Raw genomic sequence first — 21442 nt, forward strand, 5'->3', positions numbered from 1 at the left:
TGCGCCGCATCAAGATAGCCAGGAACGCATCTGCTGGAAGATCACCGAACGCCTCCGGCTCCGTGTTGAAGCGGCCCATGTCTATGTGGACGAAAACTGTTCAGCATGGCAGCGCAACTGCAGGCGGCCAGGGTGAGGAGAGATGCTGACGGCAACGGGTGACGGAAAGCGTCGGCACGTCATCGTTTACCACCCCCGACCACCTCACGCGACAGCCCAAGGACCTCGAAGAGGAGCGCTCGAGAGCCGACGGTCAGCGGCTGCTACGGGGCAGTACCCCCGGCTACTTGACGGATGGCAGTGAGTCCGGGCGGTCCGCTGCGGGGAAGGTGTCCCAATTCATTGGCGAGGCGCCGGATCTTTTCATCTGCGACGAGAACCTGGTCTTGGATCATCGTCACCCCCATGAGATACGTTCTTTCATCGAGGTTGCAGTAATAGAGAGCGCCCTGTTCGACATCGAAGACAACCCTGATGAGGATCCCGCCGGACAGGTGCTGCATGTAGGTGTCCAGCTGCTCAACGAGCCAATCAAGTTGCCTACCGGTTCGCTCGTAGGCCTGCCGTCGTTCGTCACGGCTGCTGCGGCGGAAGAATGGGTTCAGCGCTGGCGCTTCGAGGGCATCGATGTGAAACCTGCAGCGACCGTCCACGTAGTACCCGATGAACTGAAGGTCTTGAGGGTGTAGAGCCTCCCGGCACTTTTCCTCGACTTCCTGATCTGCGTCTTGGTACTCGTCATATCTGTGCGCGATCAGGATGGCACCCACATCGTATTGTTCGACGTGAGTTGCTCTACGTACTCGCCGTGTCGCCAGAAGAAGGGCAGATCCGCTTCTTGTCGCGATGTGCGAGTAGCCGGCTGTGATGGTAATCAGGAGTCCGAGGAAGGTAGTTCCCCAGGCCTTGGCAAGAACGACAGCCGAGGCTCCTGCAGAGTCGGCCACGTAAGAGACCCCAATCCCGAACGTAGCCAACCCGGTTATGAAAAGGACGGCGTCGAGACTGGTCCTCAGATTCTTGCCGCTGGCCCGGACCAAGAAAAGGACCAGAGCTGCGAGGGATATGACGCCAAGCACAACAAGTGCCCGTACGAAACTGTACGCCTCGCCCTTGATGTATGCGATCAACGCCTCGACGCAGATCGGTGCGATCACGCCTGTGCCCAGGCCCACCATCAGGAGTCTCAGACGCGACTGCAATGTGTCCCCCGCCGTCGAGCTCAGCAAGCTTCCTCAGTATGGAGGCTTGCACGTCGACGGGACAGGCGGAACGGACACTCGGTAGGCAGATCTTCCAAGCGGGCAGGAGCCGCGACGGTGTCGGCGCACCGCGGCAGATCGTCCACCCATAACCCATCCCGATGCTCCGGCACCTCGGTCGCGCTGATTCCGCGGTACCCGTCGGGGTCACCGCCGTACGCCCCGAGCGGCGGACCGTCGTCAGTGCTGACGCCGACGGTGGCTGCGAACTCGGCTACGCATGCTCGTCCACGCGCTCGGCAGCCAGGTCGCCGACCACGGCGCCCCCGGCGCGACCGACCATGCCTTCGACGCCACCGGCCGCCCCTCGGCACTGCCCTGCGCAAGCGCCTGGACGCCCAGGAGGGCTCCCGAGCCAAAGGGCTAGAGGGCGACGCGTTCGGGCTCCGTTGGGTCCGTTGTGTCCGCGGTCTTCGGTGCCGTCGGTGTGGCGCGGCGGGCGCGTACGGTCGTGATGGCGCCGAGGAGGGTCAGGGCCAGGCAGACCAGGAGGATGACGGCGGACGGGGCCTTGAGCATGGAGAGGCCGGAGCCGGTGAGCAGGACGACCAGGGCCCAGCGTACGGCGGAGCCGGTGACGCGGGTGGAGATGAGGGCGCCCAGGACGACTCCGGGGACGGCTCCGACGAGGAGCGTCGCCGCGAGGCCGAGATCGGCGTCGCCGACCAGGAGGTGCCCCAGGGCGGCGGCGCCCACCATGGGGATGGCCTGTACGAGGTCGGTGCCGACGAGGTGGTTGGCCTTGAGACGCGGGTGGGCCAGCATCAGCATGACGATGATCAGGGATCCGGAGCCGACCGACGTGATCCCGACGATGACACCGCCGACGAGGCCGATCAGCAGCGTGGCCACCGGGCGTACGGGGACGTGGGCGTCCTCGGTGACCGTGGCGGCGCGGCGGCGGTCGAGCCAGATGCGGCTGAGCATGCCGACCACGGCCAGCAGGAGCGCGGCGCCGACGACGTACTTCACGCGCTGCTGGAGCGCCTCGCCGTCGCCGAGGGCCTGGAGGACGAAGACGCCGCCGAACGCGGCCGGGACGGCGGTCGGCAGCAGCCACCGCACGATGTCCCAGCGCACCGTGCCGGCCCGCTGGTGCACGACGGCGCCGAAGGGCTTCATGAACACGGAGGCGGCAAGGTCGCTGCCGATGGCCGCGGTGGGGTTCACTCCGAACACCATGACCATGATCGGGGTCATGAGGGCCCCGCCGCCCATGCCGGTGAGCCCTACGGCAAAGCCCACGAGGGCTCCCGCGACGATGATCGGGCCGTCGAAGTCCATGGGGACGACTTTAAACAGTTTCCCTATGGGAAACGTATGGAACGAGTCATGTTCTCGCAGGGTGAGACGCCTGAGCGTCTCACCCCGGCCAGGTCACGCCTCGCGGGAACCCTCGTACATGGCCTCGATGGCCTCGGCGTACTCGCGCTCCACGACAGGCCGCTTGACCTTGAGGCTGGGGGTGAGCTCGCCGTGCTCCACGTCGAGATCACGGGGCAGTACCGAGAACTTCTTGATGGTCTGCCACCGCTGCAGCTCGCCGTTGACGCGCTGGACGAAGCCGTCGATCAACTCCCGGACCTGCGGTGACGAGACGACCTCCGCGTAACTGCGGCCTTCGAGGCCGTGCGATGCCGCCCACGGCATGATGGCGGTCTCGTCGAGGGCGATCAGGGCGGTGCAGTAGTTGCGGCCGTTGCCGAGGACCAGGACGTTGCTGACGAACGGGCAGACGGCCTTGAACCGCCCTTCGATCTCGGTGGGCGCCACGTACTTGCCGCCCGAGGTCTTGAACAGGTCCTTCTTGCGGTCGGTGATCCGGACGAAGCCGTCGCCGTCGACCTCGCCGATGTCGCCGGTGTGGAACCAGCCGTCGCTCTCCAGCACCTCCGCGGTCTTCTCCGGGAGGTTGTGGTAGCCGCGCATGATGCCGGGACCTCGGAGAAGGATCTCGCCGTCGTCGGCGATGCGGACCTCGGACCCGGGCAGGGGTTTGCCGACGGTACCGACACGAAGGTCGTCGGCGGGGTTGACGGTGCAGCCGGCGCTGGTCTCGGTCAGGCCGTAGCCTTCGAGGACGGGCACGCCGGCGCCGGCGAAGAAGTAGCCGATGTCGGGCGCGAGCGCGGCGCTGCCTGAGACGCTGCCGCGCAGATTGCCTCCGAAGGCGGCGCGGATCTTGCGGTACACCAGCCGGTCGGCCACGGCGTGGCGCACGGAGAGCCCCAGGGGAACCCGGCGGCTCCCGGCCGCCGCCACGGTCTTCTCCTGCGCCTTGGCGTAGTCGCGGGCGACCTGCGCCGCCCAGCGGAAGATCCTGTACTTGGCGCCGCCCTCGGCCCTCGCCCTGCTCGCGATGCCGTTGTAGACCTTCTCGAAGATCCGTGGTGCGGACGCCATCACGGTGGGCCGGACGGCGGGCAGATTGGTGATGATGCGGTCGACACGCCCGTCCACGGCCATCACGTGTCCGGTCTTGATCTGCCCCGAGATCAGGGCCTTTCCGAAGACGTGGGACAGCGGCAGCCAGAGGAACTGCACGTCGTCGGGGCGCAGCAGCCCGCTGACCTCCTGCGCGACACCCTGGTAGGACCAGCAGTCGTGGACGAGCCGGACGCCCTTCGGGCGGCCGGTCGTGCCGGAGGTGTAGATGAGGGTCGCGAGGTGTTCGCGCTCGATGGCGCCGACGGCTTTCTCGATCGCGTCAGGATGCTCCGCCAGATACGCGGCGCCGAGTTCCTCGAACTCGGCGAGGGACAGCACTTTCGGGCCGTCCACGGGTGGGGCGTCCGCCGGGGGGTCGAAGAGGATCGCGTGCTCGAGTCCGGGCAGGCGGTCGGCATGGGAGACGACCTTGGCCAGCTGGGCGGCGTTCTCGACGAAGATCGCCCTGCTGCCGGAGTCGGCGAGGATATACGCCGTCTCGTCGGCGTTGGTGCTGGGGTAGACGGCGGTGGCGGCAGCGCCCGCGCACATGACGCCCATGTCGGCCAGGATCCACTCCACGCGGGTGGAGGAGGATATCGCCACACGTTCTTCGGGCCGCACCCCGAGTGCGAGAAGACCGGCGGCGATCACCTTGACCCGCTCGCAGGTCTGCGCCCAGGTCAGCGAGTGCCACTGCTCGGCGCCGGCGGCAGCGCCGTCGTCGGCCGGTGCGGGGTAGCGGTAGGCCTCCAGGTCGGGTGTGGCCCGGACTCTTGAGAGGAAGAGGTGCGCCACGGAAACGGGGCGACTGTCAAGAAGGGACTGCGCGGAACTCACATCGACCTCCGGGCCGGGGGTGCGCCCATCCATGGACTTGTTAACTGGCTGGTAACTCGTAAGCAGGGCTGAGATTAGAGGCAAAACCGCCGATGCGTAAGGAGTCGCACGGATCGGGTGCGTCGGCGACGTGGCAGCCCGTAGGGCTGTGCCGTGCGGAACGCGGTCGGCGGGGACGGTCAGCGCTGTGGACGATGCCGGGCGCGACCGGGCCCTGGGGGGGTGGACAAGCCCGGCCCCATCCGGCTCGGCCATGGGTTCAGGTGTCGCGTGTTTCGGCAGCGCGGAACGGCAGACCTGCGTAGACGCGCCGCTTCAGCTCGCGGAAGTCGCGGAAGCCGTCCACGTGGGTGATCGCGTTGCCGTCGTCGTCATGGTCGTGGAACACGCGCAGCAGGTCCCGGTCGAAATGGTCCAGCATGCGGAGGTCGTCCTCCTCGATCACGGTCGGCGGGGTCCCGACTTCGAGGCGCGGCCGACCGATCACCGCGTTGGCGTCGAGCGCGCCACCGATCGTGAAGTGATGGTGTTCGCCGTAGAAGAGCCGGGCATGAACGTCGCCGCCGATGTAGGCGCCGCAGTCGTTGTAGTCGCCGATGAGCCGATCGGTGCTCAGGTCGCCGTGAACCTCCAGCCAGCCGGCGGTCACCACGTCCCGTGCCCGCATGCTGCCGGTCACCAGCAGGAAGGACTCGGGATGGTCGCTGTCGCCGTACACGCCGCCGACGACCAGGCCACCGAGTACGACCAGGAGGTAGGCGCGCTCTTGTGTCAGGTCGAGATCGCCGGGCACGTGCAGGTCGTGATCGACGAGCCAGATGTCGCTGGTGAAGTCCTCGATCTCGTCGAGCGCCGCGGTGACACGCCTGATCTTGTGGTCGTCGCGGAACCGGCCGACTGCCGTGACGACCTCGGCCCGTGAGACCTGGTCCTTCTTGTAGCTGCGCACGTGGTCGATCATGGTCAGGGCAGCATCCTCCTGTGATGGGCGCCGAGTCCGTCGGCGTACGTCTGCTCGGACGGCGAGCCGTCGAACTGACCTCTGCGAGGCCGTGCCAGCACGATAGGCGCCCTCGTCGGCGCGCCCGCTCCGGCCCGCCATCCCGCGCCGAAATGCCGTAGCGCGATAGGTATTTCTACCGACGTCACCGATCCGGGGGCGTCTGCGTGCCTGTCGCGGCAAGCGCAGTCGGCAAGGGCAGCCCCGCCTCACCCGTGGCCTGTCCGAGACAGGCCGGCCACCCGTCGCGTCCACGGATCGGCGCGGGCGGAGGTGCCCACGGCGGTCCCGCGTCGGCTCATCACGTCAACGCACGCCTCTTGTCCGGCCGTTGAGTCGCCCCTAGCCTGGTGCATCGTTACACCAACCTCTGCTGGATTCTTCCGTGTCCGCACAGGGGTATTGGCGGTCGTTCTGGATGCATCGATATACAAACTCTGCAGGGACAAGGAGCACCCGTGAAGAAACCCCGGTCGTTTCCCGTCCTCACTCCGACCGGCCTCGCGCTCACCGCGCTGCTGCTGACCGGCTCTCCACCCGCGCACGCTGTGACGGCAGCCGAGCCCGCCGGATCCGCGTCGCCGGCCGAAGAGACCAGGCACCGGCTCGTCACCGTCTCCACCTCGGCGGAGTTGAGCGCCGCGATGGACGCCGCGACGGCGGGTGACACCATCGAACTACTCGACGGCGACTACACGATCGGGGCCCTGAGCGGCAAGAGCGGCACCGCGACCGCGCCGATCACCATCCGGGCCAAGAACCTCGGACGTGCCGTCGTCACCGGCGGACACCTGAGCATCGTCGATTCCGAGCATGTCGTCATCAAGGGCCTGACCTGGAAGAACACAGTCAAGTTCGACACACTCGGCAGCATCGGCTCGCGGCATGTACGGCTGACCCGAAACCATTTCGCCTTCGCGCCGGAGCCCAGTCCCGCGCCCGACAAGTCCTACCACTGGGTCTTCATCTCCGGCACCGACAGCGGTCACCACCGCGTCGACCACAACCTGTTCGAGAACAAGACGCTGACCGGGAACTTCGTCGACATCGTGGGGACCGCGCCGCAGATCTCGCAGTACAACCGGATCGACCACAACCACTTCCGCAACGCCGTTCCGCAGTACGACGAGAAGGGCAAGCTGAAGAACGGCGGCGAGGCCCTCCGCGTCGGTGTCAGCACCATCTCCGAGTCCAGCGGCTACAACGTCATCGAGCACAACCTCTTCGAGGACTGCGACGCCGACCCCGAGATCGTCTCGATCAAGAGCGACGACAACATCGTCCGGCACAACACCGTCCGGCACTCGTTCGGATCCGTGACGGCACGCCGCGGCGACCGGAACTCCTACTACGGCAACTTCTTCTTCGGCGACGGCAAGGCGGGCAGCGGCGGGATCCGCCTCTACGGCGACGACCAACGCGTCTACAACAACTACTTCGAGGGCCTGACCGGCACCGGCTTCAACGCCGCCCTCCAACTGGGCGGCGGTGACATCGGATACGACGCCGATCCCACCGACAAGGACGCGTGGAGCAAGCACTGGCCGGTCCGGCGGGCCCGGATCGTGCACAACACGTTCGTGGACAACGTGTCGAACTTCGAGATCGCCAGTGACTACACCAGGTACAACTACCCACCGGTCGACAGCCTCATCGCCGACAACATCGTGGTCGGCTCGCAGGGGGAGCTGTTCAAGGAGGCGCTGGTACCGGTGAACCAGACCTACGCCGGCAACATCGCCCACCCGACCGGCACCGCCGTGGTCGGTGTGTCGGCACCGCCGTCGGCGATCCGCGTCGCCGACCCCCGCCTGACGAACGCGTCGGGCCTGTACCGGCTCGGTGACGGCAGCCCGGCCATCGACGCCGCATCCCGCCGCTACCCGTATGTACACGCCGACATGGACGGCCAGGCACGGCCGCGGCCCGACGTCGGCGCGGACGAGCGGTCCGGGGCACCGGTTCGCCGGCGCCCACTGGATGCGGCCGACGTCGGCGTCAACGCGCCGTGACCGCACGCCCGTTGCGGAGCGGTGCTCGTGTCGTGCCCTCCTCGCGGTACGGCCGGCGACCCGGCGGTCCCCTGGGGCGGAGCGCCTTTCCTCGGAGCACGCACGGCAACCAGATCGACAACGACACCTTTGGCACCTGCCGGATGCCCCGGAATCCGGCAGGTGCCGGCCGCTGCCACCGAAACGGATCCTCGATGAACACCGTTCCGCCCTCACCGTACGGCCGACGCCGTACCGCCCCCAGTGAAGCGCTGCTGCGCACCGGCGTCGTGGCGGTGCTGCGCGCCGACTCCCCGGACCACCTGCTGCCCGCGGCCGGAGCCCTGGTCGAGGCCGGGCTCGTGTGCCTTGAGCTCACCCTGACCACTCCGGGCGCGCTGGAGGCGCTGGAGCGCATGCGGAGCGAGTTCGGCGAGGCCGCCGACATCGGGGTCGGCAGCGTCCGTTCGGCCGTCGAGGCCCGGCGGAGCGTCGACGCCGGCGCGGCCTTCCTGGTCTCGCCCGCCTTCGCCGCCGAGGTGGTCGAGGAGGGGGTGGGGGCCGGTGTCCCGGTGTATCCGGGCGGCTTCACCCCCACCGAACTGGCCGCCGCCTGGGACGCCGGAGCCACCGCCGTCAAACTCTTTCCGGCGTCCACGCCGGGACCGGCGTATCTGAAGACGTTCGCCGACCCCTACCCCGAGGTGCGGGTGATGCCCACCGGCGGCATCGGCCTCGACGACGTCGGTCCCTGGATCCGCGCCGGAGCGCTGGCCGTCGGTCTCGGCGGTGCGCTGTCCGGTGACGCCCTGTACGGCGGTGATCTCGCCGCACTCGCACAGCGGGCGAGACGCGCACTCGACGCGGCCGCGGGAGCCCGGGCATGAGCGCCGGCCGGGTCATCACCCTCGGCGAAACGATGGGGCTGCTCGCCGCCACCGACGTCGGACACCTGCCGCACATCTCCCACATGGCGCTGGGCATCGGTGGCGCGGAGAGCAACGTGGCCGTCGCCCTGGCACGGCTGGGCACACCGGTGAGCTGGATCGGCCGACTCGGCGCGGACTCCGTCGGCGACCGTGTCGTACGCGAACTCACCGCCGAGGGGATCGACGTACGCGCCGTACGGGACGCGCAGGCGCCCACCGGTCTGATGCTCAAGGAACGGTTGCCGGGCGGAGCGGTGAAGGTCTGGTACTACCGCGCACACGGCGCGGGCGCCCGCCTCGCTCCCGCGGACGTCGACGACAGCCTGATCGCCGGTGCCCGGTTGCTGCACGTCACCGGCATCACTCCGGCCCTGGGGGAGTCCGCCGCCGCTGCCGTGTCGCACGCCGTGGAGGTGGCCCGCTCGGCCGGGGTGACGGTGTCGGTCGACGTCAACTACCGGTCCGCGCTGTGGCCGCCCGACCGTGCCGCGCCGGCCCTGCGCGCGCTCGTCGCCCAGGCCGACGTGGTCTTCGCGGGCGACGACGAGGCCGCCCTCGTACTCGGACGCGGGGGCGCTCCCGAAACGCTCGCCCTGGCGCTGACCGAGCTGGGGCCGACCACCGCGGTGATCAAGCTCGGCGCCGACGGCGCTCTCGCCCGGGTCGACGGTGAGACCCGTCGGCGGGCAGCGGTCCCGGTGCGGGTGACGGACCCGGTGGGGGCGGGGGACGCCTTCGTCGGCGCCTACCTCGCGGAGCTGGTGGCCGGCGCGGACGTCGAGCAGTGCCTTGCAACGGCCGTGCTGGCGGGAGCGCTGCTCTGCACGGTGCCGGGGGACTGGGAGGGCATGCCGAGCCGGGCGGTACTCACTGGCTGGACGGGCGCGGTGGACGTGGAGCGTTGAGCATCTCGCGGTCGATGGCCCCGGGCGTTCCCGGCCGGGCGGTACTCACTGGCTGGACAGGCGGGGCGGAGGTCGAGCGCTGAGCATCTTGCGGTCGACGGCCCCGGCCCATCCGGGGCCGTCGACCGTATTCCCGGGGCCGGAACTCACTCCTGGACGGGTGCCGTCGACTCCCGTACGACCAGTCGCGGCCGGATGAGCAGGGAGCGACCGGCCTCGGCGGTGGACTCGATACTCGCCCGCAGTTGCTTGAAGGTCTCGGCGGCCATCTCCGGGAGGGGCTGACGGACCGTGGTGAGCGGCGGCTCGAAGAGGTCGGCGAGCAGGATGTCGTCGAAGCCGACCACCGAGATGTCCCGCCCCGCGGTCAGACCGACGTCCCTTGCGCCCCGGCAGATGCCGATCGCGCACATGTCGTTGACGGCGACGAACCCCGTGGGCGGCTCGGGGAGGGAGAGCAGTTCCCGGGCGGCGCTGCGGCCGAGTTCCGCGGACTCCTTGTCGCCGAACTCGCTGGTGTCGGCACCGGGCCAGACCACCGCCGCGGACGGGTCGATCCCCGCCTCCTCCAGCGCGGTGTGGAAACCGCGCAGCCGCTCGCGGCGGTTGACGCTGTGCACGGAACCGGAGATGAAAGCGAGCCGGCGGTGGCCGAGTTCGAGGAGGTGGCGGGTGGCGAGCTCGGCGCCCATCGCGTTGTCGACGCTGATGCTGGCCAGGGACGCCGGATCGCCGACCTGCGCGGTGCGGTCGAAGGCGACCATCTTCAGGCCCCGCTTCAACAGCGGCGCGACATGGTCGACCGAGGGGAGCGAGGAGCACAGGACGACGCCGATGACACCGTCGGCCAGCAGCTCCTCCCCGTACTTCAGCTCGCGGGCGGGATCGCGCTCGCTGTTGCACAGCAGCACGTGGTAGCCCTCCGCCAGCGCGATGCCCTCGAGCTCGCGGGCCAGGGCCCCCCAGAAGGGGTTGGCGACGGACGGCACGATGAGGCCGATGACCTTGATGCGCCCGGTCCGCAGCATGCGAGCGGCACGGTTGGGGCGGTAGCCAAGACGGCCGATCGCCTCTTCCACCCGTGCGAGGGTGGCCGGCTGCATACGGCCGGTACGGCCGTTGAGGACATTGGACACCGTGCTTGCCGACACCCCGGCAGCCTCGGCGACCTGATGGATGGTTACCCCGCTCAACGTTTCCCTCCGAGTCCGGCCGTCCAGTCTAGTGTATCGATCTACTCGTCTCTACCGTGGTGCATCTGTGAATTGCCGGGAAAATTTTCTTGTGTACGAGCCGTTGACGGCTCTCCGGACCCGTTCCTAGCATCAGTGCATCGATTTACCACCTCCCACCCCCACCAAACCGTTAACGGTCAGTGTATCGATGCAACAGTTGAAGGGGTTTCCTATGGGAATCAACAGACGATCAATGCTGGCCGCCCTCGGAGCCGGCACCGCGGCGGCCCTCACCGGATGCGGCAGCGGGAACTCGGACGACGGTACGGCGGGCGGTGGCCCCGCCCAGGGTGAAATATCCCTGCTCACCCCCATCTTCGAAGGATCCGACGGCAAGAAGCTGCTGGAACAGGACATCCTCGGCGCCTTCCGCGAGAAGCACCCGGATGTCACCGTGAAGGTCGACTACACCACGTACAAGCAGCTCAACGAGAAGATCACCACCGCCATCGCGGGCGGCCTGGTGCCCGACGTGCTGATGATCGGCGTCGGCTGGGTCCCGCCGTTCGCCGCCAAGAAGGTGCTCGCACCGCTGCCGGAGTCGTTCGCCACCGCCCACGGCTACGAGGAGCGGGTCCTGGAACCCTCCCGCTACGACGGAAAGCTCTACGCGCTGCCGACCGTGATGGCCACCCGCCTGGTCGCGTACCGCAAGGACCACTTCGCCGCCGCGGGCATCAAGAAGCCCCCCGCGAACTTCGCCGAACTGCGCGCCATGGCCAAGCAGTTGACCAAGGGCGACCGGATGGGCATCGACCCGTACTCGATCGACCTGCGCCAGTGCTGGGAGACGTTCCTGTTCGCCGCCGGCGGTTCCCTGTTCAGCGCGGACGGCCGCAAGGTGACCTTCACCGACCAGCGCGGGGTGGAGGCGCTGCAGTTCTTCAAGGACGTCAGCGCGGACGGCTCGGCCGACTACGCACGCAAGACCGAGGGCGACGCCGGTGCCCCCACCAACATCCAGTCGGGCAAGGCCTCGATGATGGTGACGGGCAGCGGACTGTGGAAGCAACTGCGCGAGCAGACCCCGGAGCTCATCGAGAAGGACCTGATCGGGGCGTTCGTACTCCGGGGCCGCAGGCCCGCGATGCTCACCGGCGGCACCCTGGTCACCCAGTCCGCGCGCTCCCGGCACCCGGAGGCGGCCCGCGCGCTCGTGCAGCACCTGGCCGCACCCGACTCGATCCTGGCGGCCGCCGAGCAGCGCGCCACCGTGCCGGGCCTGCGCGAACTGCGCTCCAGCGAGTACGTCAAGGGGAACAGGCTCGTCGACTTCTCGCTGCAGAACCTCGACAGCGCCTGCGCCGAAGGCGGCACGCCCGCCTGGATGGAGATCCGGGAGAAGATCAAGCCGACGCTGGAGCCCGCCATCGTCGGGGGCGTGTCCGCCGCGGACGCCATCGCCGAACTCGGCGCGCTCGCCGAGTCCGCGATCGCGCGGCTGTGAGGGGCTGAACGACGTGGTCTCCCTCTCCATGGCGAAGACGCGGTCGGCCCGGCCGCCCTCCGCCCCGCTCCCGTCGTCCCCGTCACCGGCCGGCGCACCCCGGCGCGGCCGGGGTCCCGGAGCGCGCCGCCGCCGGGCCGGGCTGCTGATGGTCGCCCCCGCCATGCTGCACGCAGGGCTGTGGATCGGGCTGCCGGTCATCGCGGCCGTGGTCCTGGCGTTCACGTCGTACGACGTGCTGTCCGCCCCCGAGTTCGTGGGCCTGGACAACTTCCGGGACATGCTCGACGACGAGGTGTTCCGCAAGTCGATGGTGAACACCGTCGTGTACACGTTCTTCACCGTGCCGGTCGGCATGGCCATCGGCCTGCTGCTGGCCCTCGCCCTGAACACCGGGCTGCGGGCCCGCGGCATCTTCCGTACCGCGATCTTCCTTCCGCAGGTCACCGCCACCGTGGCGATCGCCCTGGTCTGGCTGTGGATCTACAACCCGCGCAGCGGTCTGTTCGCCACCCTGCTCGCGCTCTTCGGCATCGACAGCCCCGCCTGGCTGGCCTCGACGACCTGGGCGATGCCGTCGGTGATCCTGGTCGGCATCTGGCAGGGCATCGGGATGAAGATGCTGCTGTATCTGGCGGCCCTGCAGAACCTGCCCAGGGAGCTGTACGAGGCGGCGTCGGTGGACGGCGCGTCCCGGGTCCGGCAGTTCTTCTCGATCACCCTGCCACTGCTGAAGCCCGCGACGTTCTTCGTCCTCATCACCTCGATGATCACCGCGTTCCAGTCCTTCGACCAGATCTACGTCCTCACCGACGGCGGCCCCGCCCAGAGCACCACGATGATGACCTACGAGATCTACAAGTCGGCCTTCCGGGAGTTCCGCTTCGGCTACGCCTGTGCCCAGTCACTGGTCCTCTTCGTCCTGTTGATGGCCTTCACCCTGGTCAACCGGCGGATCATGGGAGGTACCCGTGGCCACAGCTGAAAAGCTCCGGACCACCGGAGCAGGCCCCACGGGCCGCCGGCCCGCACCGCCCGCGCGGAACCGCGCACCCGGCACGGCCGGGCGGCTCGCGCTCTACGCGACACTGACCGTCGTCGCCGTGCTGATGCTGGCGCCGTTCGTATGGATGGTGCTGACCTCACTGAAGACCCCGGCGGAGTTCGCCGCACAGGACGCCACACTGCTCCCGCGAAGCTGGGAGTTCGGCAACTACCGGGACGCCTTCGAGGCGGCGCCCTTCGCCACGTACGCACGCAACAGCCTGATCATCGCGGTCAGCCACACCGTGTTGAACGTCGTGGTCGCCTCGATGGCCGGGTACGCGCTGGCCCGCATCGCCTTCCGGGGCCGCGAGATCATCTTCTACTGCTTCATCGCGGCGCTGATGATCCCGACGTACACCAAGGTGCTGCCCGAGTTCCTCATCGTCCGCTTCATGCCGCTGGCCGGCGGCAACGACATCCTGGGGCAGGGCGGCAGCGGCTGGCTCGACTCCTGGTGGGCGCTGATCATCCCGGGGGCGGTGACGCCCTTCGCGGTCTTCCTCTTCCGTCAGTTCTATCTGGACCTGCCGGTCGAACTGGAGGAGGCCGCGCGGCTCGACGGGCTGGGCGAGTTCAGCATCTACGCCCGCATCATGACCCCGCAGATCCGGCCCGCCCTGATCACGGTCGCGCTCCTGACCTTCGAGAGCTCCTGGAACAACTTCCTGTGGCCGCTGCTGGTGACCCGCAGCGACAGCCTCCGCGTGATCCAGGTCGGACTCTCCGTCTTCCAGACCGAGAACAACACCCAGTGGCACTTCCTGATGGCCGGCACGACCCTCGCCACGCTTCCGATGGTCCTGCTCTTCCTCGTCAGCCAGCGCTACTTCGTCCAGGGCTTCGCCACCGCCGGCCTCAAGTGACCGCAGCCACAACGCTGCTGAAAGGGTTTCCTCTCCATGACTGCTGATCTCCAGGGATCCCGTGCGCTCGTGACCGGTGCGGGACACGGCATCGGCCGGGCCGTCGCCGTCGCACTCGCCGCGGCCGGCGCGGACGTCGCCGTCCACTACCACAGCTCCGCCGAACAGGCCGGACGGACGGTCGCCGCGATCGAGACGCTCGGCCGCCGCGCGAAGGCGTTCTCCGCGGACGTCACGGTGACGGCCGAGGTGGACCGGCTGGTGGACGAGGCCACCGGCTTCCTCGGCGGTCTCGACGTCCTCGTCTGCAACGCCGGTCATCTCATCGGCCGGGTCGCGGTCGCCGAGATGACCGACGAGCACTTCGGCCGGGTCGTCGACACCAACCTGACGTCCACGTTCCGCACCTGCCGCGCCGCGCTTCCCCACCTCGCCCGCTCCGACCACGGCCGCATCGTCACCCTGTCCTCCCTCGCCGCGCACAACGGCGGCGGCCCCGGCTCGGTGGCCTACGCGGCGGCCAAGGCAGGGGTGCGCGGCTTCACCAAGGGCCTGGCGAAGGAGACCGCCGCGCAGGGCGTGACGGTGAACGCGGTCGCGCCGGGCTTCATCAAGGGCACCGCCTTCCACGACACCTTCACCGCACCCGAGGCGCAGCAGGCGCTGGAGGCCGGTATCCCGGTGGGGCGCGCGGGCACCGCGCAGGACGTGGCCGCCGCGGTCGTGTATCTGGCCTCACCCGCCGCCGGGTTCCTGACCGGCACGACCCTCGACATCGACGGTGGCGTATGGCCGCGGTGAAGCGGATCCCCCGCGAGCGCGGCGGCTGGTGGCACGCGCACGTCTGCCCGGTGCACGGCGTGGAGCTCGGCCACGGCGACCTGCTGGCCGGCCGTTTCCCCGAGGCCGGTGCGCGCTGCCCGCACGGCTGCCGCGTGGCCACCGACGAAGTGCGCGGCGCGTGGACGGTCCTGTCGCACCAGGCATGGGCGCGGCACATCCGCCTCCTCGCCGAACGCGGCGACCACGACGAGGCGCTGCGCCACCTCGTGGAGTACGCCGCGCTGTACGCCGAACTGGCCGACGGGCAGCACGACGGCGCCCAGACGTGGATGCTGCGCGGGCGGCTCTTCCACCAGGCGCTCACCGAGGCGATCTGGGCGGTGAACATCGGACACGCCGCCTGGACGCTCGCCCTGCGCGGCGCGCCCGGCCTGCCGGCGGTGCTGCCACTGCTCGACGCGCTGGAGGCGGCGGCGCAGGACGCCCGTGACGCACTCGTCGCACGGGACGAGGGGCTGGCCTCCAACTACACGGCCTGGCTCACCGCGGCGGGCATCGTCACCGGCCGCGCCGCGGCGGCCGTACGCGCCATGCCGTGGACGGATGCCAAGCAGTGGCTCGACGGGGACCACGGCCTCTACGCCCATCTGCGCGCCGCCGTCACGCCCGACGGCTGGGAGTGGGAGGGCAGCACGTACTACCACGGCTTCGTGCTGCGCGCCGCGCTGCTGGCGCTGCGCGGCACCGATCCCGCGCAGCTCCCGCCCGACATCACCCGCACCCTCGCCCGGATGACCGATGTGCTGGCGGCGATCAGCACCGACGGGGGAGTCCTGCCCGCGCTGCACGACGGCCCGTACCAGCGCCCGCCCCTGGCACTGGAGTGGCTCGAACTGGTCTCCCTGGCCCAGCAGTTCACACCGGCCCCGACGCTGACGGCGATCGCCGGACGGGCCCGTACCGAGCTGGGCGGCGCCGACGACGGTCTGGACCGGCTGCTGGACGGCTGGTTCGCCGGCGACCCGCTGCCCGAGCGCCCCGCACCGGACCCGGTCACCGTCTTCGAGGACACCGGATACGCCGTCGTACGAGCGCGCGGTATCCACGCCGTGCTGGACTTCGGGCCGCACGGCGGCTCCCACGGCCACCGCGACAAACTGTCCCTGTACCTGTACGGCAAGGACACCCGCTGGCAGCCGGATCCCGGCCAAGTCCCCTACGCCCACGCCGAGTTCCGCGAGCTGTACGCCTCGACCGCCGCGCATCCCGCGTTCCGCGTGGACGACGCGGAACAGGACGAGTGCGCCGGACGGCTCCTCGCGTCGGACGACCGGTCGGTCACCGCCGAGGTCACCACGGCCTACGCCGGCGTCCGGGCGGTGCGGCACATCGAGACCGGCCCGGCCCATCTGGTCGATCTGCTCGTGGTGAGCGCCGCCGACGCCCGGCGCATCACCGCTCAGCTGCGCCCGGACACCCCTCTGGACATCCAGGCACAGCCCGGCGGCCCGCTGCGGACCACCTGGTACGGCGAGGAGGTCCTGCACGGCTGGCACACTGCCTCCGCGCCGGTGGACGTCTTCACCCGGCCAGGACCCGGACCCGCCGACGACCCGCAGCGCACCCGCACCCGGGTCGACCTGACGGTCCGGGCCGAGGAGGTCGTGTTCGCCTCCGTCTACCAGGCGGCGTCCGCGGGCCCCGCCGTGACCGACGTACGGCTGACCGGCTCCGGACTCGAGGTGGAGTTCGCCGACGGTTCCCTCGCCCTGCACCGGACGGAATACTGACGTGCTGCTCTCCGCGACCCCGCCCCCCGGGCCACGGCCCGCCCAGGAGCAGCGCCTGTACGACGAGGCCGTACGCCACCGTGCGCTCACTCCGCCGGCCGAGCACCCCTCGGCGAGCATCACCTGGCTCGGTCCGGCCGCCGCCAACCCCGCGCTCGCCCACCGCCTGTCCGGCGACCCCGCCCACCTGGCGGAGAGCCTGCGGTGGATCGAGGCCGCCGTGCGCTTCCCCCACTGGGGCAAGGCCCACATGCCGGACCACGACCTGGACGCAGGATGGCTCCTGCACGGGTTGTCCCTGGCGTACCACTGGCTGGGCGAGGCGCTGCCCGCCGAATCCCGGGCGCTGCTGCGGCACAAGCTCACGCTCCAGGGCCGTCGCCTGTACGAGTTCGCGGTGGCCACCGAGGGCCGCTGGTGGTCCTCGTCGTACTGGCAGAACCACAACTGGATCTGCCACGCGGGCCTGGCCACGGCCGGCTACGTCCTCGGCGAGCAGGAGTGGACCGAGCGCGCCAAGGACAATCTGGGCCGGGTGCTGGACCTGCTGCCGGAGGACGGCTCGCACGCCGAGGGCGTCGTGTACTGGCGCTACGGAGTCCCCTGGCTGGCGATACACCTCGACCTGCTGCAGGACGCCGAGGGCATCGACTGGTGGGAACGCGGCGGCTTCCTGGCCCACACCTTCCGCTACCGGCTGCACCAGACCGCCCCCGGATTCGCCACCAACGTCGACCACGGCGACTGCCACGACCGGCACAGCGGACACAGCGCCGCCCTCTACTACCGGCTCGCCGCACGCTACGGCATCGCCGAGGCGCAGTGGCTGGGGGAGAAGGTGAGCCGCGACCTGCTGGGGCAGGAGGCGGCCGCCAGCGGGGTGCGCCCGGGCATCCTGCCGGAGGCGTACCTGGAGTACCTCTGGTTCGACCCGTCCGTACCGGCCCGCGAACCCGCCGAGACCACCGCCTACTTCCCCGACCTGGGGCTGCTGGCGGCCCGCACCGGCTGGGACGACGACGCGACGCTGGTCTCCTTCAAGGCCAGCCCGGGCGGCGGGCACAAGGCGTGGGAGACCAGCGCCAAGCACCGCGCCGAACTCGGCTGGGACACCCTCAACACCGGTCACCACCACCCCGACTCCGGTTCCTTCGTCCTGGTCGGGCAGGGCGCGTACCTCGCCGTGGACGAGGGCTACAGCAACCGCAAGCGCGCCGCCCACCACAATCTGCTGCTGGTCGACGGCCAGGGGTACGCCGACGAGGACCGCTACCACGTCTACCGGGACATCCCCTACGAGCGGCAGGCGCGGCAGCGCGACGTGCTGGCCGAAGGCGGCTGGGCGCACGCGACCGCGGAGATCGCCGCCATGTACGAACCGGCCCTCGGCGTACGCCGGTTGGACCGCACCCTGGTGTTCACCCCGTCGGGCCGGCTCGTGCTGCTGGACCTCGCGGAGGCGGACGGCGGGCGCGAGTGGACGTTCCTGCTCCAGACCGACGAGCCGGTGGCGGACGCGGCGGACGGCGGACTGCTGATCCGCGCCGGGACGGCGCGGGCCCTGGTACGCCGATTCGCACCCCACCAGGCCCGTGTCTCCGCCACGGTCACCGAGGTCGAGGCCAATCCGACGTCCAGCACCCCGGCGCTGCGCATCACACGGACCCTGCACACGACGCGCACGACGACGCAGCGGACGTCCTCCGCCCACTTCCTGACCGTCATCGAGCCGGGCACCACACCGACCGCCCGAGAGGTGCAGTGCGAGGAGGGCCACGGCGTGTCGTTCGGCGACGAGACCGTGCTGCTCGCCCCCGTCACCCGGCGGATCCGCGGAGGCGGGGTGACGGCCGAGGCCGCCGCCGTCCTCGTCGGCGGCGAGGAGATCCACGTGGTCGCCGCGCGGCGGGTCGAGGTGGCGGGCCGCGTGGTGCTCGACGACTCGCAACCGTTCACGGGAAGGATCTGCTGACATGCGGACCACCGCCGCGTCCTCCTCGTCCGCGCCTTCCGCGCCCTCTGTGTCTTCCGCACCCTCTGTGTCTCCCGCACCCTCGGTGTCTTCCGCTCCCTCCGTGCCTTCCGATTCCTCTGCGCCTTCCGAGCCTTCCGCGGGCTGGTCGCTGCTGCTGCGGCGCCTTGAGTTCATCGCCTACCCGGCCGCCGCCGGGGCCGCATTCACGCTGCTCGCCCTCGGCGTGGTCACCTGGCTGCCGGCGCTCGCGGCCATGGCGCGGGCACTCCAGCGGTGGCGGGCGGACGGCGACGGCCGCTGCTTCACGGGCACCTTCGCCGCCTTCCCGCACTACTGGCGCGCCCTGTGGCGGCAGGGCCTGGCGGCGACCGCGGCACTGGCCGTCCTCGCGGCCAACCTCCTTCTCCTCTTCGGCCGGCCCTCCCCGGTCGCCTTCGCCCTCCTCGCCGGCCAAGTCGGGATCGCCGCCACGCTGACCGTCCTGTGCGTGTCGCTGGCCGCCCGCGCCGCACTGGACCCCGGTGCCCCGGTCGCTGACTGGGTGCGCGGCGCGGTCGCCCTCGGCTTCGGTTCGCCCGCCCGCGGCACCGCCCTGCTGGGGGCGGCGATCTCCGCCGCGGTGCTCTCGCTCGTCGTTCCGCTCGGCCCGCTGCTGCTGGGCCCCAGCCTTCCCGTCCTGCTCGCCCTGTCCTTCGCCGATCCCCGGAGGAACCCGTCATGATGCGCATCACCCGCACCGCGCTGACGTCAGCACTCCTCGCCTGCGCGGTACCGCTGGCCCTCCCGTCGCCCGCGGCGGCCGCAAGCGCGTACTACGTGAGCCCGACCGGCAGCGACACCAACCCCGGCACCTCAGTCGGCGCTCCGCTCGCCACCGTCCAGCGGGCCCTGGACCTCGCCCCGTCCGGCGCGGTGGTCAGACTCGCACCGGGCACCTACCGCCAGGACTTCACCACCCGGCGGCCGGGCGTCACGGTCACCGGCCCCTCGTCCGCGGTGGTCAGGGGTGCCGGAGAGATCCGGGTCATCCAGGTACAGCACGACAGGACGGTGCTCGACGGCTTCACCGTGGACGGACTGCACGGAGCGCCGGACAGCGCGGCCGGCTACCGCGCCAAGCTCATCTACGCCATGAGCACCACTCCCGGCGACGGAGTGGACAGGCTGCGCATCAGCAACATGACGATCCGGAACGCCCTGGACGAGTGCGTGCGGCTGCGCTACCTCGTCACCCGCGCCGAGGTGTACGGCAACACCATCCGCAACTGCGGGGTGGACGACTTCCGCTTCGGCGCCGGAGGCAAGAACGGCGAGGGAATCTACCTCGGCACCGACCCCGGCCAGCAGGGGACGAACGGCGCCCCGGACGCCGCCCCGGACGTCAGCCGCGACAACCGCATCCACCACAACACCATCGACACCCGGGGCAACGAGTGCGTCGACATCAAGGAGAACTCGACCGCCAACCTCGTCGAGCACAACGACTGCACCGGCCAGCGTGACACCAGTTCCGGCGGCCTCGACGCACGCGGCAGCGGCAACACCTTCCGCTACAACACCGTCCACGACAACCTGGGCGCCGGCGTCCGGCTCGGCGGGGTCACCCCCGAAGAGGGCCTGCGCAACAACGTGTACGGCAACACCATCACCGGCAACGCCAAGGGCGGCATCAAGATCATGACCACCCCGCAGGGCCAGGTGTGCGGCAACACCATGAGCGGCAACACCGGCGGGAACTCCGTGGGCACCCACGGCCACCTCTACGACCCGACGGCGCGGTGCGCATGAGGCACGGCAGACCCGTCGCACGGCGCGGGATCCTCACCGCGGCCGCCGGGCTGGCGGTAGCCGGCCAGGTGGCGCCGACCGCACACGCAGCGCCGGCACGTGGTCCCGCCTGGGCCGCGTCCTGGGCGACAGCGCAGACCGCGCCGACCGCCGCCGACCCCCTGGCGTCCGAGGGCCTCACGGACGTGACCCACCGTGCCGTCGTACGGCTGTCGGCCGGCGGACGCCCAAGACTGCGCTACGGCCACGCCTTCGGTACCCGACCCGTCCTGGTCGGGCCGGTGACGGCGGACGGGCACCGGGTGACCTTCGGCGGGTCGGCACAGGCGTGGCTGGCCGCGGGCGCGTCCCTGACCAGCGATCCGGTACGCGGACTGCGCAAGGCGGACGGCACCGACCTGACCGTGGACACCCATCTCCCGGGCCCCACCGGCCCGTTGTCCTTCCACCGCAACACCCACGCCACGCACTACGTCTCCGACCCCGGCGGCGGCCCGTTCCGTACCCGCACCAACTCGGTCTTCCTGCTCACCGGGGTGGACGTGGCCGGACCGAGCGGCCCCACCGTGGCCGTGCTCGGCGACTCCATCGCCGAGGGAGTCGGCACCCCCGACAACGCCAACCTCCGCTGGCCGGACCGGCTCGCGGACCGGGTGCGCGGCGCGGCCGTCGCCAACCTGGGCATCAGCGGCAACCGACTGCTGCTGGACGACGCCCGGTTCGGCCCCGGCGGCCAAGCCCGCTTCGACCGCGACGTGCTGGCCCTGCCCGGGCTGCGCACACTCCTCGTCCACCTGGGCATCAACGACCTTCAGCAACCGCCCAGCCAGACCGACCCCGCCCGGATCCTCGCCGGCTACCGGCAGCTCGTCCTGCGCGCCCACGACGCCGGACTGCGCGTCATCGGCGGCACCATCACCCCGTTCGAGGGCTGGATCCGCTGGACGCCCGAACTCGACGCGGTCCGGCAGGAGATCAACCGCGTCCTGCGCACCGGGCGGGTCTTCGACGCCCTCGCCGACTTCGACGCCGCCCTGCGCGACCCGCAACACCCGTCCCGGCTGCTCCCCGACCACGACAACGGCGACGGTCTGCACCCCAACTCCACCGGACACGCCGCACTCGCGGCGGCGGTCGACACCCGACTCCTCCAGTGAGGT

The 21442-nt window shown here is 70.4% G+C and carries 18 protein-coding genes; 13 read left to right on the forward strand and 5 right to left on the reverse strand.

Annotation, left to right across the window (positions count from 1 at the left end; all coding sequences use genetic code 11):
- Nucleotides 1-263 precede the first annotated feature (263 nt).
- The gene (locus tag ICC28_RS22650) at nt 264-1157 is read right to left on the reverse strand and encodes a hypothetical protein (protein ID WP_188290504.1); all 894 of its coding nucleotides are present in this window, start codon (nt 1155-1157) and stop codon (nt 264-266) included.
- Between the two features lie 325 nt (nt 1158-1482).
- On the opposite strand from ICC28_RS22650, the gene ICC28_RS41560 reads away from it, so the two are divergent.
- The gene (locus ICC28_RS41560) at nt 1483-1629 is read left to right on the forward strand and encodes a hypothetical protein (protein WP_188290505.1); all 147 of its coding nucleotides are present in this window, start codon (nt 1483-1485) and stop codon (nt 1627-1629) included.
- Here ICC28_RS41560 and ICC28_RS22660 read toward each other — a convergent pair.
- From ICC28_RS22660 to ICC28_RS22670, 3 genes are all read right to left on the reverse strand, one after another.
- The gene (locus ICC28_RS22660; RefSeq protein WP_188290506.1) at nt 1626-2546 is read right to left on the reverse strand and encodes a sulfite exporter TauE/SafE family protein; all 921 of its coding nucleotides are present in this window, start codon (nt 2544-2546) and stop codon (nt 1626-1628) included. The two genes, ICC28_RS41560 and ICC28_RS22660, sit on opposite strands and share 4 nt — an antisense overlap.
- Before the next feature lie 93 nt (nt 2547-2639).
- Nucleotides 2640-4529, reverse strand: coding sequence for an AMP-dependent synthetase/ligase (locus ICC28_RS22665; protein ID WP_188290614.1), 1890 nt, complete (start codon nt 4527-4529; stop codon nt 2640-2642).
- 259 nt (nt 4530-4788) lie between these two features.
- Nucleotides 4789-5490 carry a hypothetical protein gene (locus ICC28_RS22670; protein WP_188290507.1) on the reverse strand — a complete coding sequence of 234 codons (702 nt, stop codon included), beginning with the start codon at nt 5488-5490 and terminating at the stop codon, nt 4789-4791.
- Nucleotides 5491-5987: 497 nt separating this feature from the next.
- Between ICC28_RS22670 and ICC28_RS22675 the strand changes: the two genes are divergently transcribed.
- The 3 genes from ICC28_RS22675 to ICC28_RS22685 all read left to right on the forward strand — a co-directional run bounded on the left by ICC28_RS22675 (nt 5988) and on the right by ICC28_RS22685 (nt 9354).
- Entirely contained in the window at nt 5988-7541 is a 1554-nt protein-coding gene (locus tag ICC28_RS22675) for a polysaccharide lyase 6 family protein (protein ID WP_188290508.1), read from the forward strand.
- 194 nt (nt 7542-7735) lie between these two features.
- The gene (locus ICC28_RS22680) at nt 7736-8407 is read left to right on the forward strand and encodes a bifunctional 4-hydroxy-2-oxoglutarate aldolase/2-dehydro-3-deoxy-phosphogluconate aldolase (RefSeq protein WP_188290509.1); all 672 of its coding nucleotides are present in this window, start codon (nt 7736-7738) and stop codon (nt 8405-8407) included.
- The gene (locus ICC28_RS22685) at nt 8404-9354 is read left to right on the forward strand and encodes a sugar kinase (protein ID WP_188290510.1); all 951 of its coding nucleotides are present in this window, start codon (nt 8404-8406) and stop codon (nt 9352-9354) included. The genes ICC28_RS22680 and ICC28_RS22685 overlap by 4 nt, the downstream gene beginning before the upstream one ends.
- A 146-nt stretch (nt 9355-9500) precedes the next feature.
- Here ICC28_RS22685 and ICC28_RS22690 read toward each other — a convergent pair whose 3' ends face one another.
- Entirely contained in the window at nt 9501-10574 is a 1074-nt protein-coding gene (locus ICC28_RS22690) for a LacI family DNA-binding transcriptional regulator (RefSeq protein ID WP_188290615.1), read from the reverse strand.
- Between the two features lie 208 nt (nt 10575-10782).
- Between ICC28_RS22690 and ICC28_RS22695 the strand changes: the two genes are divergently transcribed.
- The 9 genes from ICC28_RS22695 to ICC28_RS22735 all read left to right on the forward strand — a co-directional run bounded on the left by ICC28_RS22695 (nt 10783) and on the right by ICC28_RS22735 (nt 21439).
- A complete protein-coding gene (locus tag ICC28_RS22695; protein WP_223189274.1) occupies nt 10783-12036 on the forward strand; it encodes an extracellular solute-binding protein in 1254 nt (417 codons plus the stop codon).
- Nucleotides 12037-12049: 13 nt separating this feature from the next.
- Complete coding sequence (locus ICC28_RS22700) at nt 12050-13021, forward strand: carbohydrate ABC transporter permease (RefSeq protein ID WP_282699791.1); 972 nt, start codon at nt 12050-12052, stop codon at nt 13019-13021.
- A complete protein-coding gene (locus ICC28_RS22705) occupies nt 13008-13946 on the forward strand; it encodes a carbohydrate ABC transporter permease (protein ID WP_282699790.1) in 939 nt (312 codons plus the stop codon). Before ICC28_RS22700 ends, ICC28_RS22705 begins: the two co-directional genes overlap by 14 nt.
- 36 nt (nt 13947-13982) lie before the next feature.
- Complete coding sequence (locus ICC28_RS22710) at nt 13983-14747, forward strand: SDR family NAD(P)-dependent oxidoreductase (protein WP_188290512.1); 765 nt, start codon at nt 13983-13985, stop codon at nt 14745-14747.
- Nucleotides 14735-16519 (forward strand): heparinase II/III family protein, encoded by a 1785-nt coding sequence (locus tag ICC28_RS22715; protein ID WP_188290513.1) that lies wholly within the window; start codon nt 14735-14737, stop codon nt 16517-16519. The genes ICC28_RS22710 and ICC28_RS22715 overlap by 13 nt, the downstream gene beginning before the upstream one ends.
- 1 nt (nt 16520) lies before the next feature.
- Nucleotides 16521-18491: a heparinase II/III family protein gene (locus tag ICC28_RS22720; RefSeq protein WP_188290514.1), complete on the forward strand. Its 1971-nt coding sequence runs from the start codon at nt 16521-16523 to the stop codon at nt 18489-18491.
- A 103-nt stretch (nt 18492-18594) separates the two neighbouring features.
- Nucleotides 18595-19215, forward strand: a complete 621-nt coding sequence (locus tag ICC28_RS22725; protein WP_317454064.1) for a DUF624 domain-containing protein — start codon at nt 18595-18597, stop codon at nt 19213-19215.
- Entirely contained in the window at nt 19212-20282 is a 1071-nt protein-coding gene (locus ICC28_RS22730; RefSeq protein ID WP_188290515.1) for a nitrous oxide reductase family maturation protein NosD, read from the forward strand. The genes ICC28_RS22725 and ICC28_RS22730 overlap by 4 nt, the downstream gene beginning before the upstream one ends.
- Nucleotides 20279-21439 carry an SGNH/GDSL hydrolase family protein gene (locus tag ICC28_RS22735; RefSeq protein WP_188290516.1) on the forward strand — a complete coding sequence of 387 codons (1161 nt, stop codon included), beginning with the start codon at nt 20279-20281 and terminating at the stop codon, nt 21437-21439. The genes ICC28_RS22730 and ICC28_RS22735 overlap by 4 nt, the downstream gene beginning before the upstream one ends.
- Nucleotides 21440-21442: the final 3 nt, after the last annotated feature.

This window comes from Streptomyces sp. TRM68416 (assembly GCF_014596915.1).
Lineage (GTDB): Bacteria > Actinomycetota > Actinomycetes > Streptomycetales > Streptomycetaceae > Streptomyces.